This is a genomic window from Streptomyces sp. NPDC048392, assembly GCF_043200575.1.
In the GTDB taxonomy this organism is placed as follows: Bacteria; Actinomycetota; Actinomycetes; order Streptomycetales; family Streptomycetaceae; genus Streptomyces.
Genome location: NZ_JBICYB010000001.1, coordinates 718,597 through 738,725, shown reverse-complemented (window position 1 = coordinate 738,725; position 20,129 = coordinate 718,597). Strand labels below are relative to the sequence as shown.

Below are 20,129 nucleotides of genomic sequence, written 5' to 3'. Positions count from 1 at the left end.
GCGCCGACCGTCAGCAGTCGAACCGCGCCTGCTGCAGGTATTCCGGGTTCGGGTCCAGAGCCGCCGCCAGCCGGAAGTGGCGCCGGGCCTGGTCGGGGCAGCCGCGGCGCTCGTAGGTGCGGGCGAGCGCGAAGTGCGCGAAGGCGTTGTCCGGCTCGCGCTCGAGGACGATGGTGAATTCCAGCTCGGCCGGTCGCAGTTGCGCCGCCGCGAAGAAGGCACGTGCGCGCAGCAGCCGCGCCGCGGTGTTCTCGGGATGGGCGCCGATGACCCCGTCGAGGAGTTTCACCGCGCCGCGCGGGTCCCGCGCCGCGAGCAGTTGCTCGGCGGCACGGAAGTCGATGACATCCGTCTCCGGAGTACGTCCGGTCGAACCGCTGGTCTCGGGCACGGCAGAGTCCTTCCCTCACTGGAACGGATCAACGCGCGCGCGGGAGCCGCTATTCCGTGCGCGCCCTGCGCACCAGTTCGGCCCACACCTCTTTCACGCGGCGCCGCAGCTCGTCCAGCGGCACGTCGTTGTCGACCACCACGTCCGCGCTCTTCCGGCGCTGCTCGCGCGTGGCCTGGGCCGCCATACGGGCTCGTGCGTCCTGCTCGGTCATGCCGCGCAGCCGCACCAACCGGTCGAGCTGGGTGGCGGGGTCGGCGTCCACGACGACCACGACGTCGTACAGCGGCGCCAGGCCGTTCTCCGTGAGCAGGGGGACATCGTGGACGACGACGGCGTCCTCGGGGGCGGCCTCTTCGAGGGCGCGGGAGCGCTCACCGACCAGAGGGTGCACGATCCCGTTCAGGACGGCCAGCCTCTCCGGGTCGGCGAACACGATCGCACCCAGTTTCGGCCGGTCCAGGCTGCCGTCCTCGGCGAGGACCTCCGCACCGAACGCCGCCACGACCGCGGCGAGCCCCGGGGTGCCCGGCGCGACGACCTCGCGTGCGATCCGGTCCGCGTCGATCAGTACTGCGCCGTGCTCGACGAGCAGCCGCGCCACCTCGCTCTTGCCGGCGCCGATCCCGCCGGTCAGGCCCACCTTCAGCATGAGCGGAAGCTTAGGGCCTGCCGGTTACGGCGTCAGTTGTCGCCCTCCCGCTCCGCCAGGAACCGTTCGAACTCGCGGCCGATCTCGTCCGCCGACGGGATCTCGACGGGCTCGGCGAGCATGTTGCCCCGGCTCTCGGCGCCCGCGGCGGCGTCGTACTGGTGCTCGAGGCCCTGGACGAGGGCGGTGAGTTCCTCGTCGCCCTCCTGGATCTGCCGGTCGATCTCCGTCTGGGTCCGGTGGGCGTCCGTGCGCAGGGAGTGCGCGATGCCCGGCAGGACCAGGCCGGTCGCCCCGGTGATCGCCTCCAGGACGGTGAGCGCCGCGTCCGGATAGGCGGAGCGGGCGATGTAGTGCGGGACGTGCGCGGCGACGCCGAGCACGTCGTGGCCGGCCTGCGCGAGCCGGTACTCGACGAGCGCCTCCGCGCTGCCGGGGACCTGCGCCTCCTCGAAGGGGCTGCCGTGACCCGGCACGAGGTCGGTGCGGTTGCCGTGCGGGGTGATGCCGACCGGGCGGGTGTGCGGGACGCCCATGGGAATGCCGTGGAAGCTCACCGCCAGGCGGACGCCCAGCCGCTCCACGATCTGCCCCACGGCGGCCGCGAAGCGCTCCCACTCGACGTCCGGCTCGGGGCCCGACAGCAGCAGGAAGGGCGCCCCGGTGGCGTCCTGGACGAGCCGCACCTCGATGGTGGGCTCCTCGTAGTCCGTCCAGGTGTCCCGCTTGAAGGTCAGCAGCGGCCGACGCGCGCGGTAGTCGACGAGCCGGTCGTGGTCGAAGCGGGCGACGACCTGGTGGGGCAGCGAGTCCAGCACCTGGTCGACGATCTGGTCGCCGGTCTCGCCGGCGTCGATGTATCCGTCGAAGTGGTACAGCATGACCAGTCCGGCCGACTCCTGGGCGAGTGCCATGTCGACGACGGCCAGGCCCTTCGGCTCCCATGCGTACAGGTCCTGCGGATCAAGCACAGTGACCGCTCCCCTCCTCGTGTTCCCACCTCATAACGCCCTTACGGGGTGGGGCATTCCCGGAGGGGGAGGCCGTGATCTCGACGTCGTGGACCGGCGCCCCGGAACGGCTGAGGGGCCGCACCTCGAAAGGTACGGCCCCTCAGTCATCCGCTGTCGGTCAACCGCCGTGCTTCAGCGGCCGTCGTTCAGCTCTGGCCGCCGGCCAGCTTCTCGCGCAGCGCGGCCAGCGCCTCGTCCGACGCCAGGGCGCCGGAGTTGTCGCCGCCCTCGGAGGAGTACGAGCCGCCGCCGCCACCGCCGCCACCGCCACCGGACGCGGCCGGAGCCGCACCCGCGGTGTCGACACCCTCGGCAGCGGCCTTCTCGTCCGCCTCGCGGGACTTGATGACCTGCGCCTGGTGCTGCTCGAAGCGCTGCTGGGCCTCGGCGTACTGCGTCTCCCAGGCCTCGCGCTGGGTCTCGTAGCCCTCGAGCCAGTCGTTGGTCTCGGGGTCGAAGCCCTCGGGGTAGATGTAGTTGCCCTGGTCGTCGTAGGACGCGGCCATGCCGTACAGGGTCGGGTCGAACTCGACCACCGACGGGTCGGCACCGAAGGCCTCGTTGGCCTGCTTCAGCGAGAGGCTGATGCGGCGGCGCTCGAGGTCGATGTCGATGACCTTGACGAAGATCTCGTCGTTGACCTGGACGACCTGCTCCGGGATCTCCACGTGACGCTCGGCCAGCTCGGAGATGTGGACCAGACCCTCGATGCCCTCGTCCACGCGGACGAACGCACCGAACGGCACCAGCTTCGTGACCTTGCCGGGCACGACCTGGCCGATCTGGTGGGTGCGGGCGAACTGCTGCCACGGGTCTTCCTGGGTCGCCTTCAGCGACAGGGAGACACGCTCGCGGTCCATGTCGACGTCGAGGACCTCGACGGTGACCTCCTGGCCGACCTCGACAACCTCGGACGGGTGGTCGATGTGCTTCCAGGACAGCTCGGAGACGTGGACCAGACCGTCGACGCCACCCAGGTCCACGAAGGCACCGAAGTTGACGATCGAGGAGACGACGCCGGAACGGACCTGCCCCTTCTGGAGGGTGGTGAGGAACGTCTGGCGGACCTCGGACTGGGTCTGCTCCAGCCAGGCACGGCGGGACAGGACCACGTTGTTGCGGTTCTTGTCCAGCTCGATGATCTTCGCCTCGAGCTCCTTGCCCACGTAGGGCTGGAGGTCGCGGACGCGGCGCATCTCGACCAGGGAGGCCGGGAGGAAGCCACGGAGGCCGATGTCGAGGATGAGACCACCCTTGACGACCTCGATGACGGTACCGGTGACGATGCCGTCCTCTTCCTTGATCTTCTCGATGGTGCCCCAGGCCCGCTCGTACTGGGCACGCTTCTTCGAGAGAATCAGGCGGCCTTCCTTGTCCTCCTTCTGGAGAACAAGGGCCTCGATCTCGTCACCGACGGCGACGACCTCGTTGGGGTCGACGTCGTGCTTGATCGAGAGCTCGCGGCTCGGGATGACACCTTCGGTCTTGTAACCGATGTCGAGCAGGACCTCGTCCCGGTCGACCTTCACGATGACGCCGTCGACGATGTCGCCGTCGTTGAAGTACTTGATCGTCTCGTCGATCGCGGCGAGGAAGGCTTCCTCGTTACCGATGTCGTTGACCGCAACCTGCGGGGTGGTGGCGGTGGTCTCGGTGCTGCTCGTCATGTGGGAAAGGGCTCCGGTACGGACATTGAAGTCGTAGGTACTGCTTACGCCGGGAGCCCGTTTCGCTCTGCCGAAGCCGGACAGCCTAGGAAGCGTCACCCAAACCGGAGGTGACGCCTCGTGAACCGAGGGGACATACAACAGATGCGAGCGCGACCTGCTACGTCTGAGGTGCGCAGGCCCGCAGCGCAACTTGTAGCATACGGGGGCGGCCGGGCAGGGTCAATGCGCGAAGCCGCACACCCGGGGCGGATCGTCGCATACCCGGCACAAGAGCCGTCTCCCGAGGCCACGTGGAACCCGGACGCCCCTTGCGCGACACGGGACAGGCGGCACGGAAGAGCCCGCAGACTAGTACGAGGGAGCCGGTCATCCAAGAGCCCGAAACGTCCGAGGCCGAAGGAGTCGAGCCCGAGGCCACCCGGCGTGCCGCCGGGGTCACGGAGAGTTCCCGCGCCAACCGCGGCTGGTGGGACCGGAACGCTGACGGGTACCAGACCGAGCACGGCACCTTCCTCGGCGACGACCGCTTCGTGTGGTGTCCCGAGGGACTGGACGAGGTGGAGGCCGAGCTGCTCGGCCCGCAGGAGGACCTGAAGGGCAAGGACGTCCTGGAGATCGGGGCCGGCGCGGCCCAGTGCTCGCGCTGGCTGACCGCCCGGGGGGCCCGTCCGGTGGCCCTGGACCTCTCCCACCGACAGCTTCAGCACGCCCTGCGCATCGGCTCCTCCTTCCCCCTGGTCTGCGCGGACGCGGCTGTGCTGCCCTTCGCGGACGGCTCGTTCGACCTGGCGTGCTCGGCGTACGGGGCGCTGCCCTTCGTCGCCGACCCGCGGCTGGTACTGCGGGAGGTGCGCCGGGTGCTGCGGCCCGGCGGCCGCTTCGTCTTCTCCGTCACGCACCCGCTGCGCTGGGCGTTCCCGGACGAGCCGGGGCCCGAGGGGCTGACGGTGTCCGCTTCCTACTTCGACCGCACGCCGTACGTGGAGCAGGACGACGAGGGCCTGGCGGTGTACGTCGAGCACCACAGGACGCTCGGGGACCGCGTGCGGGACGTGGTGACGTCGGGGTTCCGGCTGCTGGACCTCGTGGAGCCGGAGTGGCCGGACTGGAACACCTCCGAGTGGGGCGGCTGGTCGCCGCTGCGCGGGCATCTGGTCCCGGGGACGGCGATCTTCGTCTGCGAGCGCGACTGAAGCCCTGCCGGGGGCGCGGGTCCACGCGCGCGTGGGAGGGCACGCGGGCGTACGACACACGCGGGCGTACGACACTGGGGGCGTGATCCGTTACGACGCTCTGGACGCGCTGCCCGTGCGCGGTGCCCTGCCCGCTCTGCACGACGCCCTGGAGGGGCACGGCACGGCGGTGCTGGTCGCACCGCCCGGCACCGGAAAGACGACGCTGGTGCCGCTGGCCCTGGCCGGGCTGCTGAGTGGGGCTCGGGCTCCCGCGCGGCGTGTGGTCGTGGCCGAGCCGCGGCGGATCGCCGCGCGGGCGGCGGCCCGGCGCATGGCGTGGCTGCTGGGTGAGAGGCCGGGCGCGAGTATCGGGTACACCGTTCGCGGCGAGCGGGTGGTCGGGCGTCACGCGCGCGTGGAGGTCGTCACGACCGGCGTGCTGCTGCAGCGGCTCCAGCGGGACCAGGAGCTTCCGGGCGTCGACGTGGTGGTGCTCGACGAGTGCCACGAGCGGCATCTGGACGCGGACACGACGGCGGCGTTCCTGTGGGACGTGCGGCAGACCCTGCGGCCGGAGCTGCGGCTGGTGGCCGCGTCGGCCACGACCGACGCCGAGGGCTGGTCCGGGCTGCTGGGCGGGGCGCCGGTCGTCGAGGCGCGGGGCGTGTCGTACCCCGTGGAGGTCGTGTGGGCACCACCGGCGCGGCCGGTGCGGCCGCCGCACGGGATGCGGGTGGATCCGGCGCTGCTCACGCAGGTGGCGTCGGTGGTGCGGCGGGCGCTGGCCGAGCGTGACGGGGACGTGCTGTGCTTCCTGCCTGGGGTCGGGGAGATCGCCCGGGTCGCCGGGCAGTTGGGGGGCCTCGGCGACGTGGACGTGCTCCAGGTGCACGGTCGGGCGCCGTCGGCCGTGCAGGACGCGGTGCTGGTGCCCGGGGCGCGGCGCCGGGTGGTGCTGGCGACCTCGGTCGCCGAGTCGTCGCTGACGGTTCCGGGCGTACGGGTGGTCGTGGACGCGGGGCTGGCCCGGGAACCGCGGGTTGACCACGCGCGGGGGCTGAGCGCGCTGACGACGGTACGGGCCTCGCGGGCCGCGGCGCGCCAGCGGGCGGGCCGGGCCGGACGTGAGGCACCGGGGGCGGTGTACCGCTGCTGGGCGGAGGCGGAGGATGCCCGTCTGCCGCGGTTCCCCGCGCCGGAGATCAAGGTGGCCGACCTGACGGCGTTCGCGCTGCAGGCGGCCTGCTGGGGCGATCCGGACGCGTCCGGTCTGGCGTTGCTCGATCCGCCGCCGGGCGGGGCGATGACGGCCGCGCGGTCGGTGCTGACCGCGGTCGGCGCGGTGGACTCCGCGGGCCGGGCCACCGACCGCGGTGCACGCCTGGCCCGCCTCGGGCTGCACCCCCGGCTGGGCCGGGCGCTGCTGGACGCGGGGGAACCGGACGCGGAGGTTTCGCTGCCGGCCGCCTCCGGCACGGGGGCGCCGGAAGCGGGCCGCACCGGAGCGGGGCCCCGGGCCCGTCCTTCGGCAGCGCCGGCCTCGGACACACCGCACCCCAGTGGTGGCACCGCACGACCGGCCGCCTCCGGCACGGGGGCGCCGGATGCGGGCCGCACCGGAGCGGGCACCTCCGGAACGGGCGGCTCCAAGACGGACACCTCCGGAACGGGCGGCTCCGGGACGGACCGCTCCGGGCGCGGCGGGCCGGCAGTGGTCGCCGAGGTGGTCGGACTGCTGAGTGAGGAGGCGCCGCGTGAGTACGGGGACGACCTGGTGTCCGTACTGCGGACCGCACGGCGCGGCGGAGACGCCTACGGAGCGCGGTGGCGGGCCGAGGTGCGGCGGCTGCGGGCCGCCGTGGAGCCCGGGGGCGGCGGACGGGCGCAGCGGGTCGCCGAGGACGCCCTCGCCGGACTGGTGGCCGCTCTGGCGTTTCCCGAGCGGGTGGCAAGGAAGGACGGCGGGTCGTATCTGATGGTCTCGGGCACCCGGGCCGAACTGCCGGAGGCGTCCGCGCTGCGCGGGGCACCGTGGATCGCCGTCGCCGTGGCCGACCGGCCCGTGGGAAAGGGGCACGCGCGCGTGCAGCTCGGCGCGGTGATCGACGAGGGGACGGCCCGGCTCGCGGCGGGGGCGCTGCTGACGGAGCGGGACGAGGTGCACTGGGCCGACGGTGACGTGGTGGCCCGGCGGGTCGAGCGGCTCGGGGCGGTGGAACTGACGGTGCGGCCGCTCGCGGACGCCGGCCCCGGTCTCGTACGGGGCGCGCTGCTGGAGGGGCTGCGGCGGGAGGGGTTGGCGCTACTGCGCCGGGCGGCCGAGGCGGACGTACTGCGCAAGCGGCTCGCGTTCCTGCGGCGGCATCTCGGCGAGCCCTGGCCGGACGTCACCGACGACGCACTGTTCGCACGCGTGGACGAATGGCTCGAACCCGAGCTGAGCCGGGCCCGGCGACGCGCCGACCTCGGGCGGATCGACGCCGGGGAGGCGCTGGCGCGGCTGCTGCCCTGGGCCTGCGGGGAGGCGACGCGGCTGGACGAGCTGGCCCCCGAGCGGATCGTGGTCCCCAGTGGGTCCCGGATCCGGATCGACTACGGCGACCCCGAGCAGCCGGTGCTGGCGGTGAAGTTGCAGGAGATGTTCGGGCTCCAGCGGTCGCCGGAGATCGCCGGGGTGCCGCTCCTGGTCCATCTGCTCTCCCCGGCCGGCCGTCCCGCCGCGGTCACCGCCGACCTGGCCTCTTTCTGGAAGGAGGGCTACAAGGGCGTACGGGCGGAGCTGCGCGGCCGGTATCCGAAGCATCCGTGGCCCGAGGACCCGGCCACGGCGGAGCCGACCCGGTACACGAAGGCGCGGCTCGGGACATGACGGCGGCGGGCGACGGGGAAGGGGACGGAGGACGCCCAGCCGGGCGGGACAATGCCTACGCCTCCGGTTCGGTCGACGGCTCGGCGGAGGGGCTCCCTGACGGTTCGGCCGAAGGTCCGGTCGACGGTTCGGCCGAAGGTCCGGTCGACGGTTCCGCCGAAGGTCCGGTCGACGGTTCCGCCGTCGGTCCGGCCGCCCCGGCCACCTTCAGCGTGACGTCGAGCGCGGCGCCACCCGCCGTGGTGAGGCGGAGGATGTACGAGCCCTCGGCGTCGTCGGCGTACAGCTCCGGCAGCTTCAACAGGCCCTTGGCGTCGGTCTTCAGGCTCAGTGTACGGACGGTCTTTCCGTCGGCGTCCCCCTTGAAGTAGGGGCCCTTGTCGTTCTCCGTCGGGTCGAGAGCCGACTTGACGAGCGTGGCGGTGACGGCGACCTTGTCCGCGGCGGCGCCCTTGTGCGTGGCCTTCACCTCGACCCGGTCGGCGAACTCGCCGCCGGGCGTGCACGTCAGGTCGGCCCCGCCGGTGCGGGTGAGGGCATCGGCGACGCGCTCGGTGACGGTGGCCTCGTAGTCGAGGCCACCGACGGTACGGCCGATCACGGTGGCGCGGACGGTGAACTCGCCGGTCCGTTCGCCCGCCACCAGCGCGGGCGCGACGGCCACGCCGGAGGCGTCGGTGGTGACCGCGGCGACCTTCTCGCCGCCGGTGAACGTGGCGTCCGTGTCGCCGAGGACGGTGAAGCGGATGCGTACCTTGCCGACGGCCTCTCCGGCCCTGGTCTCGGCGCGGGCGCTGATCTTCTCGGCGAACGTGTCGCCCGCGATCGCGGTGAGCCCCGTGGTGCCGGCGTTCTCCAGGTGGTGGACCGTGTCGGTGGGGGTGGGCTTCGGGGGCGGCGTCCCGGTGGGGGGCTCCGGGTCGGCCGGAGGCTTGGGGTTCGGGGTCCCGGGGCTGGTGGGCTTGCCCGGCTCCGACGGCTCCGACGGCTCCGACGGTTTCGCCGGGCTCGGGGCCGGGCTGGGCGTGGCCGTGCCGGGAGCCCGGGGCGGGGTGCTCGCACCCGTCCTGCCCGGAGAGGTGCCTGTGCCCGAGCCGGACGTGTCGTCACTGCGGCCGACGGGGAGGCTGCCGGTGCCGTCCGGGATCTCGTGGCTGCCCCTGCGGTAGTGCTCCAGCCACGACAGGACCGTGTTCAGGTAGTCCTGCGAGTTGTTGTAGCTGAGGACCGCGCGGTTGAGGTCGGCCTGGTCGGACAGGTCCCAGCCGTTGCGGCACAGGTAGTGGCCGGCGGCGAGCGCGGCGTCGTAGACGTTGTTGGGGTCTTCCTTGCCGTCGCCGTTGCCGTCGCGGCCGGCCCACGCCCAGGTGGAAGGGATGAACTGCATGGGGCCGACGGCGTTGTCATAGCTGCTGTTGCCGTCGTAGACACCGTTGTCGGTGTCCTTGATGAGGGCGAAGCCGTTGCCGTCGAGCTGCGGGCCGATGATGCGGCCGATGGTGGTGCCGCCCGCGTCGACGCGGCCGCCGCGGGCCTGACCGGACTCCACCTTGCCGATGGCGGCGAGCAGTTGCCACGGCAGGTTGCAGCCCGGCTTGGACCCGCGCAGCTCCGACTCGGCCTTCCTGTAGGCGTCGAGGACGGTCGCGGGGATGCCGGCCTCGGCCGGGCCCCGGGAGGCGGGGGTGCCGATGGTCGGCGCGGGGCTGGGGCTGTTGAGCGGCGGCAGGTCGGTGTAGTACGGCGAGTTGCCGGTGGCGCTGTTCTCGGAGGGCGTGTCGGACGTCGGGACGTTGTCGGCAGCGGTCTGTCTGCCGTTGCCGTCCGCCGTCACCTCGGGGGGCCGGGACGCGGACAGGGCTGCGACCGCCACCGCCGCCACGGTGGTGGTGACCGCCGCCTTGCGGAGCCTCCTGTCGAAATGCGCCGCCATAGAGAAACCCCTCCCGTGGACGCTCACGCGTCCGTCTCCGTCCGTCTCCGGCTGCCGTACTCGCCTGTTGCCTGCCGTGCCCGCCCTGTTGTGACGACAAATCCGTGCCGACGGTCGCACCGCGACTTCCCGGGCACGATGTTCGTCTGTTCGACCAGTACGGTGCCGCAGGCGACCCTACGACAACTTGCTTTGCACGGGCACCCGTTCGTTCCCGATATTCACCGGTTGGCCATATGAGGAGTTCTGTTGCCGTTCACCCTCAGTCATGCGGCCGCCGTGCTGCCGGCGGTGCGGGGCGACGGTACCGGCCGCGGACGGCTGGTACCGGCCGTGCTGGTGGCGGGTTCGTTCGCGCCCGACCTGACCTACTACGCAGCGAGTTTTCTGCCCGGCGCGATGGAGTTCGGGCGCGTCACGCACTCCTTCCCGGGCGTCTTCACCGTCGATGTGATCATCGCCTGGGCACTGGTGGGGCTGTGGCTGCTGGTGCGCGAGCCGCTGGTGGCGCTGCTGCCGGGGGCCGGGCAGGGCCGCGTCGCCGCCCTGCTGCGCTGCGGGGCGCCACGCGCGCGCGTGGCGCCGTCCCCGGTGGTGCGGTGGTACGTGTCGGCGGCGCTGGGGGCGCTGACGCACGTGGTGTGGGACGCGTTCACACACCTCGACCGCTGGGGGACGCGGGTGCTGCCCGTCCTGGGGCGCGAGATCGCGGGCTCACCGCTGTACTGGTACCTGCAGTACGGCGGTTCGGCGGTGGCCGCGGTGGTGATCGCCGTGTTCCTGGCGCGGGTGCTGCGGCTGGCGCCCCGGAGGGCCGGGCCGCCGGGCGTCCCGGTCCTCTCGGTACGGGACCGGTGGTGTGCCGGGGCGGTCCTCGGCGGCTGCGCGGTGGCCGGGGCGGTGCGCCGGGCGGCCCCGTGGTGGGGCCGCCGGGGGGACGCCGCGAGGCCCTGGGAGCTGATCCCGACGGTGTGCTTCGGGGCGGGCGCGGGTCTTCTCCCAGCGCTGCTGCTGTACGCCGTGGCGGTCAGGGTGCGGCGTCCGGCCCCGGTTCCCACCAGCCGGTGGAGCGCCGGTACGGAGCCGGACCGGCGGGTCGCGCGCTGACGGTGTCGGCGGCCGCTACGAACACGGTGAAGGTGTGGGCGGGCCGTGGGCGCGGCAGCAGGGCGAGAACCAGCGCGAGGTAACCGCGGGCCATCTCGGCCCACTGGCGCCAGGGAGGCGTCGCGTGCGGGGCGGCGGCCCCCGGGAACCGGTGGGTGAGTCTGCGGTGGAGGTCCGTCGCGGTACGGCGCAGGGCCGTCGCGAGGGTGGCGGGGATGCGGCCGGTACTTGCGCCCGGTGCGAAGACCGGGACCGGGAGGAGTGGCACGCGGGCGGGTCCGTGTGTGCTTGCCCGTGCCGGTGTCGTCCGGTGGTGGAGCATGCGTATACCCATGCCCGCATCCTCACGGGAGACCGGGACCGGGGCGTTTTCGCGGGGGCCACCGGAGTGACGGGCCCTGCGGGCAGGCGGGCGGGGACGGGCGGATGCCGTAGCGCCGCCACCCGGCTTCTCCCCTCGCCCCCGCCCGGGACGGAAGGACGAGCGCGCCTCCCGCCGCAGGGCCGAAGCCCTCACGGCGGGGGCGGGCCCACGCCCTCCAGAGAGCGCGGGTCCGCGGGCGCCTTGAGCCCGCCGGGGCCCGGGCGGACCGGCAGGCCGCGTGCCGGCGGACGGACGTGCTCGTCGCCCGCTGCACGCCCGCCCCCGCCCCGCCGACCGTCGCACCCCCGGCCCTCGCACCCCGCACCCCCGCGCCCAGCACCGCCGACCGCCGACCGCCGACCGCCGACCGCCGACCGCCGACCGCCGGAGGCTAGTGCGCTGCCGACTCCCAGTCCGGGCCCGCGCCCACCGAGACGCCCAGGGGTACCCTGAGCCGTACCGCGTTCGCCATTTCGCGGCGGACGAGTTCCTCCGCCGCCGCGCGCTCGCCCGGCGCGATCTCCAGGACGATTTCGTCGTGGACCTGGAGCAGCATGCGGGATCCGAGGCCGGCCTCGCGCAGCGCCTTGTCCACGTTGAGCATGGCGATCTTGACGATGTCGGCCGCCGTGCCCTGGATCGGCGCGTTCAGGGCCATGCGCTCGGCCGCCTCGCGGCGCTGCCGGTTGTCGCTGTTGAGGTCGGGCAGGTAGCGGCGGCGGCCGAAGAGAGTCGCCGTGTAGCCCGTGGCCCGCGCCTCGTCGACGACCCGGCGCAGATAGTCCCGTACGCCGCCGAACCGCTCGAAGTAGGCGTCCATCAGGCCGCGGGCCTCGGCCGCCTCGATGTTCAGCTGCTGGGAGAGGCCGAAGGCCGACAGCCCGTACGCCAGACCGTAGGACATGGCCTTGATCTTGCGGCGCATCTCCGCGTCCACGGCCGACTGCTCGACGGAGAAGACCTGGGCGGCGGCGGTGGTGTGCAGGTCCTCGCCGGACGTGAACGCCTCGGTCAGGCCCGCGTCCTCGGACAGGTGGGCCATCACGCGCAGCTCGATCTGGCTGTAGTCGGCCGTCATCAGGGACTCGAAGCCCTCGCCGACCACGAAGCCGCGGCGGATCGCGCGGCCCTCGTCGGTGCGGACCGGGATGTTCTGCAGGTTCGGGTCCGTGGAGGAGAGGCGGCCGGTGGCGGCGACCGTCTGGTTGAACGTGGTGTGGATGCGGCCGTCGGCGGCGATCGCCTTGATCAGGCCCTCCACCGTGACGCGCAGCTTGGCCTGCTCGCGGTGGCGGAGCATGATGACCGGCAGTTCGTTGTCCGTCTGGGCCGCGAGCCAGGCCAGGGCGTCGGCGTCGGTGGTGTAGCCGGTCTTGGTCTTCTTGGTCTTGGGAAGATTCAGCTCGCCGAAGAGGACTTCCTGGAGCTGCTTGGGCGAGCCCAGGTTGAACTCGCGTCCGGCCGCCGCGTGCGCCTCCTTCACCGCCTGCTGCACGGCACCGGCGAACATCTGCTCCATGGCCTGGAGGTGCTCCCGGTCGGCCGCGATGCCGTGCCGCTCCATGCGGGCCAGCAGCGCGGACGTGGGCAGCTCCATGTCGCGCAGCAGGTCCGCGGCGCCGACGTCCGCCAGACGGCTCTCGAAGGTGTCGCCCAGGTCGAGGATCGCGCGGGCCTGCACCATCAGCACCTCGGCCTCGGCGCCCTCGTCCGCGCCGAAGGCCAGCTGGCCGTCGGCCGCGGCGGCGGGGGCCAGCTCGCGGTGCAGGTATTCCAGGGACAGCGCGTCCAGGTCGAAGGAGCGGCGGCCCGGCTTGACGAGGTAGGCGGCGAGGGCGGTGTCCATGCCCACACCGGCGACGCTCCAGCCGTGCTCGGCGAAAACGCGCATCGCGCCCTTGGAGTTGTGGAGGACTTTCGGCCGGTCCGGGTCGGAGAGCCAGGTCGTGAACGCCGTCTCGTCGGCCTCGTCGATCTCCGTCGGGTCGAACCAGGCGGCCTTCCCGTCGGACGCGGCGAGCGCGACCTCGGCGACCGAGCCGGTGCCCAGCGCCCAGGTGTCGACCGTGGCCACGCCGAGCGGCCGGGCGCCATGCTCGGCGAGCCAGCCGGCCAGCTCGCCGGTGCCCAGCACCGTGCCGTCCAGCTCCACGCCGTCCGCCACCACCGGGGTGGTCTCGGCCTCCTCGGCGCCCGGGTCGACGGCGTAGAGCCGCTCGCGCAGGGAGGGGTTGCGGATCTCCAGGCTGTCGAGGATCACCGCGACGCCCTTGCGGTCGTACGCCGTCCGCTCCAGGTCGGTGACCGCCCTCGGCAGCTCCACCCGCCGCTCCAGCTCGGTGAGCCGGCGGTTCAGCCTGACGGCCTCCAGGTGGTCGCGCAGATTCTGCCCGGCCTTGCCCTTGACCTCGTCGACGCGCTCGACCAGTTCCGCGAACGACCCGAACTGGTTGATCCACTTCGCGGCCGTCTTCTCGCCGACGCCCGGGATGCCGGGCAGGTTGTCGGACGGGTCGCCGCGCAGCGCCGCGAAGTCGGGGTACTGGGCGGGAGTCAGTCCGTACTTCTCGAAGACCTTCTCGGGCGTGAAGCGGGTCAGCTCGGAGACGCCCTTGGTCGGATAGAGGACCGTGGTGTGCTCGCTGACCAGCTGGAAGGAGTCCCGGTCGCCGGTGACGATCAGCACGTCGAAGCCCTCGGCCTCGGCCTGGGTCGCCAGTGTGGCGATGACGTCGTCCGCCTCGAAGCCGTCGACGGCGAAACGGGGGACGTGCATGGAGTCGAGCAGCTCGCCGATCAGCTCCACCTGCCCCTTGAACTCGTCCGGGGTCTTGGAGCGGTTCGCCTTGTACTCGGTGAACTCCTGGGACCGCCAGGTCTTGCGGGAGACGTCGAACGCCACCGCGAAGTGCGTGGGCGCCTCGTCACGCAGGGTGTTGGCCAGCATCGACGCGAAGCCGTAGATCGCGTTGGTCGGCTGGCCCGTCGCGGTCGTGAAGTTCTCCGCGGGCAGCGCGAAGAACGCGCGGTACGCCAGCGAGTGCCCGTCCATGAGCATCAGCCGCGGTCGGCCGCCGGAGGTGCTGTCGGTCTTCTTCGATGCTGTCTTCGCCACAACCCCGATCCTGCCACGTGCCACTGACAGTGCGGCCCCGCCCTCGCCGTCCCGCGGCCTCCACGCCGTCCCGCGCCGGGCGCGCGGCGGCGACGCCGCAGGTCCCGCAAGCTTTGTTCACCGTCTCCGCCCCGGCCGGCGGGCCTCGGTGTCGGCGGGGCGTGCGAGGATCGGAGACGTACTTCACAACGCGTAAGCGAAGGAGCGCGCGATGGCGACCAAGCCGCCCAAGGGTGATCCGGTTCAGGACGCGCCGCAGGTCTCGGAGCCCCGGCACGCGGCGGCGGGCATCCCGGCGATCGGCCACACCCTGCGGATCGCGCAGCGGCAGATGGGTGTGAAGCGGACGGCGCTGACGCTGCTGAGCGTCAACCAGAAGGGCGGCTTCGACTGCCCGGGCTGCGCCTGGCCGGAGCCGGAACACCGGCACAGGGCGGAGTTCTGCGAGAACGGCGCGAAGGCCGTGGCCGAGGAGGCCACGCTGCGCCGCGTCACCCCGGAGTTCTTCGCCGCGCACTCCGTGGCCGACCTCGCGACGCGCAGTGGCTACTGGCTGGGCCAGCAGGGCCGGCTGACGCACCCGGTGTACCTGCCGGAGGGTGGCGAGCACTACGAGCCGGTGACCTGGGAGCGCGCCTTCGACATCGTCGCCGAGGAGATCGCCGCGCTTGACTCGCCCGACGAGTCGGTCTTCTACACCTCGGGCCGCACCAGCAACGAGGCGGCGTTCCTCTATCAGCTCTTCGCGCGCGAGCTGGGTACCAACAACCTGCCGGACTGCTCCAACATGTGCCACGAGTCGTCCGGCTCGGCACTGTCCGAGACCATCGGCGTCGGCAAGGGCAGCGTCCTGCTGGAGGACCTCTACGAGTCCGACCTGATCATCGTCGCAGGCCAGAACCCGGGCACCAACCACCCGCGGATGCTCTCCGCCCTGGAGAAGGCCAAGGCGAACGGCGCGCGGATCATCAGCGTCAACCCGCTGCCCGAGGCCGGCCTGGAGCGCTTCAGGAACCCGCAGACCCCCAAGGGGCTCACCGCGGGCGCCTCGCTCACCGATCTGTTCCTGCAGATCCGGCTCGGGGGCGACCAGGCCCTGTTCCGGCTTCTCAACAAGCTGATCCTGGAGACCGGGGGCGCGGTCGACGAGGCCTTCGTCGGGGAGCACACGCACGGCTACGCGGAGTTCGCCGAGGCCGCACGCGCCGCCGACTGGGGCGAGACGCTCGCGGCGACCGGTCTCACGCGCGCGGAGATCGAGGAAGCGCTGCGCATGGTGCTCGCCTCCGAGCGCATCATCGTGTGCTGGGCGATGGGCCTGACCCAGCACAAGCACTCGGTGCCCACCATCCGCGAGGTCGTCAACTTCCTGCTGCTGCGCGGCAACATCGGCCGTCCGGGCGCGGGTGTCTGCCCGGTGCGCGGCCATTCCAACGTGCAGGGCGACCGCACGATGGGCATCTTCGAGCGGCCCGCGCCCGCCTTCCTGGACGCTCTGGAGAAGGAGTTCGGCTTCGCCCCGCCGCGCGAGCACGGCTACGACGTCGTACGGGCCGTCCGCGCGCTGCGCGACGGGGAGGCGAAGGTCTTCTTCGCCATGGGCGGCAACTTCGTGGCCGCCTCGCCCGACACGGAGGTCACCGAGGCGGCCGTGCGCCGCGCGCGGCTCACCGTGCACGTGTCGACGAAGCTGAACCGCTCGCACGCCGTCACGGGCGCGCGGGCGCTGATCCTGCCGACGCTGGGCCGCACCGAGCGCGATCTCCAGGGCGGCGGCGAGCAGTTCGTCACCGTCGAGGACTCGATGGGCATGGTGCACGCCTCCCGGGGCCGGCTGGAGCCCGCGAGCGCACAGCTGCTGTCCGAGCCGGCGATCGTGTGCCGGCTGGCGCGCCGGGTGCTGGGCGAGGACAGCCGCACGCCGTGGGAGGAGTTCGAGAAGGACTACGCGACGATCCGCGACCGCATCGGGCGGGTCGTGCCGGGCTTCGAGGACTTCAACGCGCGGGTGGCGCGCCCCGGGGGGTTCGCCCTCCCGCACGCCCCGCGCGACGAGCGCCGCTTCCCGACGGCCACCGGCAAGGCCAACTTCACCGCCGCGCCGGTGGAGTACCCCGAGCTGCCCGAGGGGCGGCTGCTGCTCCAGACGCTGCGCTCGCACGACCAGTACAACACCACGATCTACGGCCTGGACGACCGCTACCGGGGGATCAGGAACGGCCGCCGGGTCGTCCTGGTCAACCCGGAGGACGCACGGAGGCTGGGGGTGGAGGACGGTTCGTACGTCGATCTGGTCGGTGAGTGGCGGGACGGTGTGGAGCGGCGGGCGCCCGGCTTCCGCGTCGTGCACTATCCGACGGCCCGGGGCTGCGCGGCGGCGTACTACCCGGAGACCAACGTCCTGGTGCCGCTGGACGCCACCGCGGACACCAGCAACACCCCGGCCAGCAAGTCCGTGGTGGTCCGTCTGGAACAATCGGCGACCGACTGAGCGTTTGCTCAGCGGAGCCGACGGCCGCAGCGGCCGGCCGGCGGACCACGCAGACGGAGTGACGAAACGGAGCCGGCCCATGGGCGAGCAGCAGCAGGCGCAGTTCCCGCAGGAGGTCATCGACGAGTACGCCGCGCTCGGCGTCGACCTGCCCGCGCTGTTCTCGGCCGGGCACCTGGGGACCCGCATGGGCGTCCAGATCGTCGAGGCGTCGGCCGACAGGGTCGTCGGCACCATGCCGGTGGAGGGCAACACCCAGCCGTACGGTCTGCTGCACGGCGGTGCCTCGGCCGTGCTGGCCGAGACGCTCGGGTCGGTCGGTTCGATGCTGCACGGCGGTGTCTCCAAGATCGCCGTCGGCGTCGACCTGAACTGCACCCACCACCGCGGGGCCCGCTCCGGTCTGGTCACCGGCGTGGCCACGCCGGTGCACCGGGGCCGGTCGACGGCGACGTACGAGATCGTGATCAGCGACGAGCAGGACCGGCGGGTGTGCACCGCCCGGCTGACCTGCCTGCTGCGGGACGTGGACCCCGGCGACGGAGCCCGGGCGGGCGCGGCGGGCTGAGCGGGCCCGCACGTGGGCAGGGCATCACCCCGGGCCCCGTCCGGGCGCGTCCCGCCCTCCCCGGCCCACGGCACCGTCCGTCGTGGCATTGCTCCCGGCCACCCGGCCCCCTAACGTCGGGGCATGGGACGGGGAGGGGCCCTTCGGCGGGCGCAGGCGGCGCCGACACCGGCGCTGGTGCTGACGCTGCTGATCGCCGCAGCGGCCGTCGGCTGCGGGGGCTCCGGCGACGGAGCGGGCGGTTCCGGAGCGGCGCACAGCACGTCCGCGCCACCGCGAGCCGTGTCCGGCGAGCAGTTGTGCGTGAGCGCCGTCGGGTACTGGGCGCGCGAGACGCTGGACGGCCGGGAGTCCTACGGCGACTATCAGTCGATGGGGCTGTCCGACCGGCAGTACGGCGTCCTGCGGGAGGTCCTGGACGCGGCGCGTGCCACGGAGCGGGACCGAGGCGCCCGGGCCGCCGGGACGTCGATCGACCGCCAGGTGCGGCAGGCGTGCGCCGAGGGATACCGCGACGGCGGTCCGAGCGACGGCCCCTGGCGGTGACGAGCGGCATCGGACCCGTCGAGCCGGGCGAGGAGACCCACGCCCGGGACACCCGGCGGCCCCGGCCGCGCGGGCGCCTCGCCCGGCGCTACGGCCGCCACCGCCGGGCCGTCCTCGCGTCCGCCGGGGCCCTCGTCGTACTGGCGGGTGGCGGCTACCTGTACGCGAGCCGGCCGGAACCGCCGCCCGCTCCCCCGCCGCCCTACCCGTCGCAGGCGGTCGACCTGGTTTACGTGGCCCCTGTCACCGGTGCACCCGGAACCCGGACCGGCGGCTTCCGCTTCGCGGTGCTGCTGAGCGTGCGGTCCGGCCCGCCCGTCACCGTGACGCGGCTGACCCAGCCCTACGACGGTCTGTCGGTCACGTCCTCCCCCGCGGCACCTTTCCAGACGGAATCACACTCCGCCCGCAAGATCATTCTCACCCTCCGGGTGACGGAATGTGAAAAAGCCCCCCGGAATCCCGGGTTCCCTTTCCTGGATGTAACGCTGCGTAATGCGCGCGCAATACAAGGGCACAGTTTCATCCTGGGGACGCGCTATGCGCAGGACCTCTCCCAGGCTCTTGAGCTCGCCTGCGGCGACGATTCCCGGTAATCACCAAAACGCTCCAGACGCCTGAACGCGTACCGTCGGTCCTGCGGGTTCTCAGCATGCGGACAGGGCGAATCGGCCTGAATTCAGCCCTTCTTCCCAGCCAGTACCGCTCTGCATTACCTGGTGTCATAACAAGAGAGTCACAGCATGAGTCAGACTCTCCTCCACCTTCCCCACACCCGCTTAGAGTCACGGCCAGTCACCGCGCCGTCGGATTGTCACTTCGGCCCAGCGCTCGACTCGACCGCCTCCACGGGGAAGCGGCCGTGCCAGGGAAAGGACTGATCGTGCGTCAACGTTCGCTCATCGCCATCACCGCCGCTCTGGCGGCGGGAGCGCTCACCCTCACCGCCTGCGGCTCGCGCGACGACGACGGCGGCTCGGACTCCGGCAACGGCGGCGGTGGTGGCACCACCGTCGTCATCGGCGTCGACGCCCCGCTGACCGGCGACCTGTCCGCGCTCGGCCTCGGCATCAAGAACTCGGTGGACCTCGCGGCCAAGACGGCCAACAAGGAGAAGTTCGTCGACGGCGTCACCTTCAAGATCGACGCTCTCGACGACCAGGGCCAGCCCTCCGTGGGCCAGCAGAACGCCACCAAGCTCGTCGCCGACGACGAGGTTCTCGGCGTCGTCGGCCCGCTGAACTCCTCGGTCGGCGAGTCCATGCAGAAGGTCTTCGACACGGCCAAACTGGTCGAGGTCTCCCCGGCCAACACCAACCCCTCGCTGACCCAGGGCGTGGACTGGCAGACCAAGAAGGTCCGGCCGTACAAGTCGTACTTCCGCACCGCGACCACGGACGCCATCCAGGGCCCGTTCGCCGCGCAGTACGTCTACAACGACTCCAAGAAGCGCAAGGTCTTCGTCATCGACGACAAGAAGACCTACGGCGCCGGCCTCGCCAAGACCTTCACCGAGGAGTTCAAGAAGCTCGGCGGCAAGGTCGTCGGCACCGAGCACATCAACCCGGACACCAAGGACTTCAACGCGGTCGCCACCAAGGTCAAGAACTCCGGCGCCGACGTCGTCTACTACGGCGGCGAATACCCGCAGGCCGGTCCGCTCAGCAAGCAGATCAAGGCCGCCGGTGCGAAGATCCCGCTGGTCGGCGGTGACGGCATCTACAGCGCGGACTTCATCAAGCTGGCCGGTGCCAGCGGCACCGGCGACCTCGCGACCTCCGTCGGCGCGCCGGTCGAGGAACTCCCCTCCGCCAAGGAGTTCGTCGCCAACTACAAGGCCGAGGGTTACAAGGAGGCCTACGAGGCCTACGGCGGCTACTCCTACGACTCCGCCTGGGCGATCATCGAGGCCGTCAAGAAGGTCGTCGAGGGCAACGACGGGAAGCTCCCCGGCGATGCCCGCGCCAAGGTCGTGGACGCCATGCAGGACGTCTCCTTCGACGGTGTGACCGGCAAGGTCTCCTTCGACGAGTTCGGTGACGCCACCAACAAGCAGCTCACCGTGTACGCCGTCGAGAACGGTGCGTGGGGCTCCGTGAAGTCCGGCACCCTCACCGACTGACACTCCCCCTCCCGCACCACAGCCCACGAGCCGCGGGGGGGGCGGGGCCCCCCGCCCCCCCCCCCCCCACCCCCCCCCCCCCCCCCCCCCCCCCCCCCCAACACACCGACGAC

At 72.4% G+C, this 20,129-nt stretch carries 15 protein-coding genes; 8 read left to right on the top strand and 7 right to left on the bottom strand.

Features of this window, described 5'->3' with window-relative positions; all coding sequences use genetic code 11:
- Positions 1 to 10: 10 nt before the first annotated feature.
- The 4 genes from ACGFYH_RS03190 to rpsA form a co-directional block, all read right to left on the bottom strand.
- Positions 11 to 391, bottom strand: coding sequence for a tetratricopeptide repeat protein (locus ACGFYH_RS03190; RefSeq protein WP_393801388.1), 381 nt, complete (start codon positions 389 to 391; stop codon positions 11 to 13).
- Between the two features lie 49 nt (positions 392 to 440).
- A complete protein-coding gene (coaE, locus tag ACGFYH_RS03185; RefSeq protein WP_393801387.1) occupies positions 441 to 1,043 on the bottom strand; it encodes a dephospho-CoA kinase in 603 nt (200 codons plus the stop codon).
- 32 nt (positions 1,044 to 1,075) lie between these two features.
- Positions 1,076 to 2,014 carry a PAC2 family protein gene (locus tag ACGFYH_RS03180; protein ID WP_393801386.1) on the bottom strand — a complete coding sequence of 313 codons (939 nt, stop codon included), beginning with the start codon at positions 2,012 to 2,014 and terminating at the stop codon, positions 1,076 to 1,078.
- 188 nt (positions 2,015 to 2,202) lie between these two features.
- A complete protein-coding gene (gene rpsA, locus ACGFYH_RS03175; RefSeq protein WP_393801385.1) occupies positions 2,203 to 3,723 on the bottom strand; it encodes a 30S ribosomal protein S1 in 1,521 nt (506 codons plus the stop codon).
- A 311-nt stretch (positions 3,724 to 4,034) separates the two neighbouring features.
- Here rpsA and ACGFYH_RS03170 point away from each other — a divergent pair, with 311 nt between their 5' ends.
- Together ACGFYH_RS03170 and ACGFYH_RS03165 are read left to right on the top strand one after the other, a co-directional pair.
- Positions 4,035 to 4,919: a class I SAM-dependent methyltransferase gene (locus ACGFYH_RS03170; RefSeq protein ID WP_393801384.1), complete on the top strand. Its 885-nt coding sequence runs from the start codon at positions 4,035 to 4,037 to the stop codon at positions 4,917 to 4,919.
- Between the two features lie 82 nt (positions 4,920 to 5,001).
- Positions 5,002 to 7,770, top strand: a complete 2,769-nt coding sequence (locus ACGFYH_RS03165; RefSeq protein WP_393801383.1) for an ATP-dependent RNA helicase — start codon at positions 5,002 to 5,004, stop codon at positions 7,768 to 7,770.
- A 55-nt stretch (positions 7,771 to 7,825) separates the two neighbouring features.
- Here ACGFYH_RS03165 and ACGFYH_RS03160 read toward each other — a convergent pair whose 3' ends face one another.
- Complete coding sequence (locus ACGFYH_RS03160) at positions 7,826 to 9,703, bottom strand: lytic murein transglycosylase (RefSeq protein WP_393801382.1); 1,878 nt, start codon at positions 9,701 to 9,703, stop codon at positions 7,826 to 7,828.
- 249 nt (positions 9,704 to 9,952) lie between these two features.
- Here ACGFYH_RS03160 and ACGFYH_RS03155 point away from each other — a divergent pair, with 249 nt between their 5' ends.
- A complete protein-coding gene (locus tag ACGFYH_RS03155) occupies positions 9,953 to 10,810 on the top strand; it encodes a DUF4184 family protein (RefSeq protein WP_393801381.1) in 858 nt (285 codons plus the stop codon).
- Here the strand turns inward: ACGFYH_RS03155 and ACGFYH_RS03150 are convergent.
- Positions 10,731 to 11,078, bottom strand: a complete 348-nt coding sequence (locus ACGFYH_RS03150) for a hypothetical protein (protein ID WP_393801380.1) — start codon at positions 11,076 to 11,078, stop codon at positions 10,731 to 10,733. The genes ACGFYH_RS03155 and ACGFYH_RS03150 overlap by 80 nt on opposite strands.
- A gap of 487 nt (positions 11,079 to 11,565) precedes the next feature.
- Positions 11,566 to 14,289 (bottom strand): DNA polymerase I, encoded by a 2,724-nt coding sequence (polA, locus tag ACGFYH_RS03145; protein ID WP_393801379.1) that lies wholly within the window; start codon positions 14,287 to 14,289, stop codon positions 11,566 to 11,568.
- A 211-nt stretch (positions 14,290 to 14,500) separates the two neighbouring features.
- On the opposite strand from polA, the gene ACGFYH_RS03140 reads away from it, so the two are divergent.
- The 5 genes from ACGFYH_RS03140 to ACGFYH_RS03120 all read left to right on the top strand — a co-directional run bounded on the left by ACGFYH_RS03140 (position 14,501) and on the right by ACGFYH_RS03120 (position 20,016).
- Positions 14,501 to 16,780 (top strand): FdhF/YdeP family oxidoreductase, encoded by a 2,280-nt coding sequence (locus ACGFYH_RS03140; protein WP_393801378.1) that lies wholly within the window; start codon positions 14,501 to 14,503, stop codon positions 16,778 to 16,780.
- A 79-nt stretch (positions 16,781 to 16,859) separates the two neighbouring features.
- On the top strand, positions 16,860 to 17,348 hold the full coding sequence (locus tag ACGFYH_RS03135) for a PaaI family thioesterase (protein ID WP_393801377.1): 489 nt from the start codon (positions 16,860 to 16,862) through the stop codon (positions 17,346 to 17,348).
- Positions 17,349 to 17,471: 123 nt separating this feature from the next.
- Positions 17,472 to 17,894, top strand: coding sequence for a hypothetical protein (locus ACGFYH_RS03130; protein ID WP_393801376.1), 423 nt, complete (start codon positions 17,472 to 17,474; stop codon positions 17,892 to 17,894).
- On the top strand, positions 17,891 to 18,490 hold the full coding sequence (locus tag ACGFYH_RS03125; RefSeq protein ID WP_393801375.1) for a Tat pathway signal sequence domain protein: 600 nt from the start codon (positions 17,891 to 17,893) through the stop codon (positions 18,488 to 18,490). Before ACGFYH_RS03130 ends, ACGFYH_RS03125 begins: the two co-directional genes overlap by 4 nt.
- Positions 18,491 to 18,777: 287 nt before the next feature.
- Positions 18,778 to 20,016 carry a branched-chain amino acid ABC transporter substrate-binding protein gene (locus tag ACGFYH_RS03120; protein ID WP_393801374.1) on the top strand — a complete coding sequence of 413 codons (1,239 nt, stop codon included), beginning with the start codon at positions 18,778 to 18,780 and terminating at the stop codon, positions 20,014 to 20,016.
- Positions 20,017 to 20,129: the final 113 nt, after the last annotated feature.

What these genes read in the sequence shown, in the direction of transcription:
- ACGFYH_RS03135 (WP_393801377.1), top strand. Translation starts at nt 16,860, where the DNA reads ATGGGCGAGCAGCAGCAGGCGCAGTTCCCGCAGGAGGTCATCGACGAG.
- ACGFYH_RS03160 (WP_393801382.1), bottom strand. Translation starts at nt 9,703, where the DNA reads ATGGCGGCGCATTTCGACAGGAGGCTCCGCAAGGCGGCGGTCACCACC.
- coaE (WP_393801387.1), bottom strand. Translation starts at nt 1,043, where the DNA reads ATGCTGAAGGTGGGCCTGACCGGCGGGATCGGCGCCGGCAAGAGCGAG.
- rpsA (WP_393801385.1), bottom strand. Translation starts at nt 3,723, where the DNA reads ATGACGAGCAGCACCGAGACCACCGCCACCACCCCGCAGGTTGCGGTC.
- ACGFYH_RS03130 (WP_393801376.1), top strand. Translation starts at nt 17,472, where the DNA reads ATGGGACGGGGAGGGGCCCTTCGGCGGGCGCAGGCGGCGCCGACACCG.
- ACGFYH_RS03140 (WP_393801378.1), top strand. Translation starts at nt 14,501, where the DNA reads ATGGCGACCAAGCCGCCCAAGGGTGATCCGGTTCAGGACGCGCCGCAG.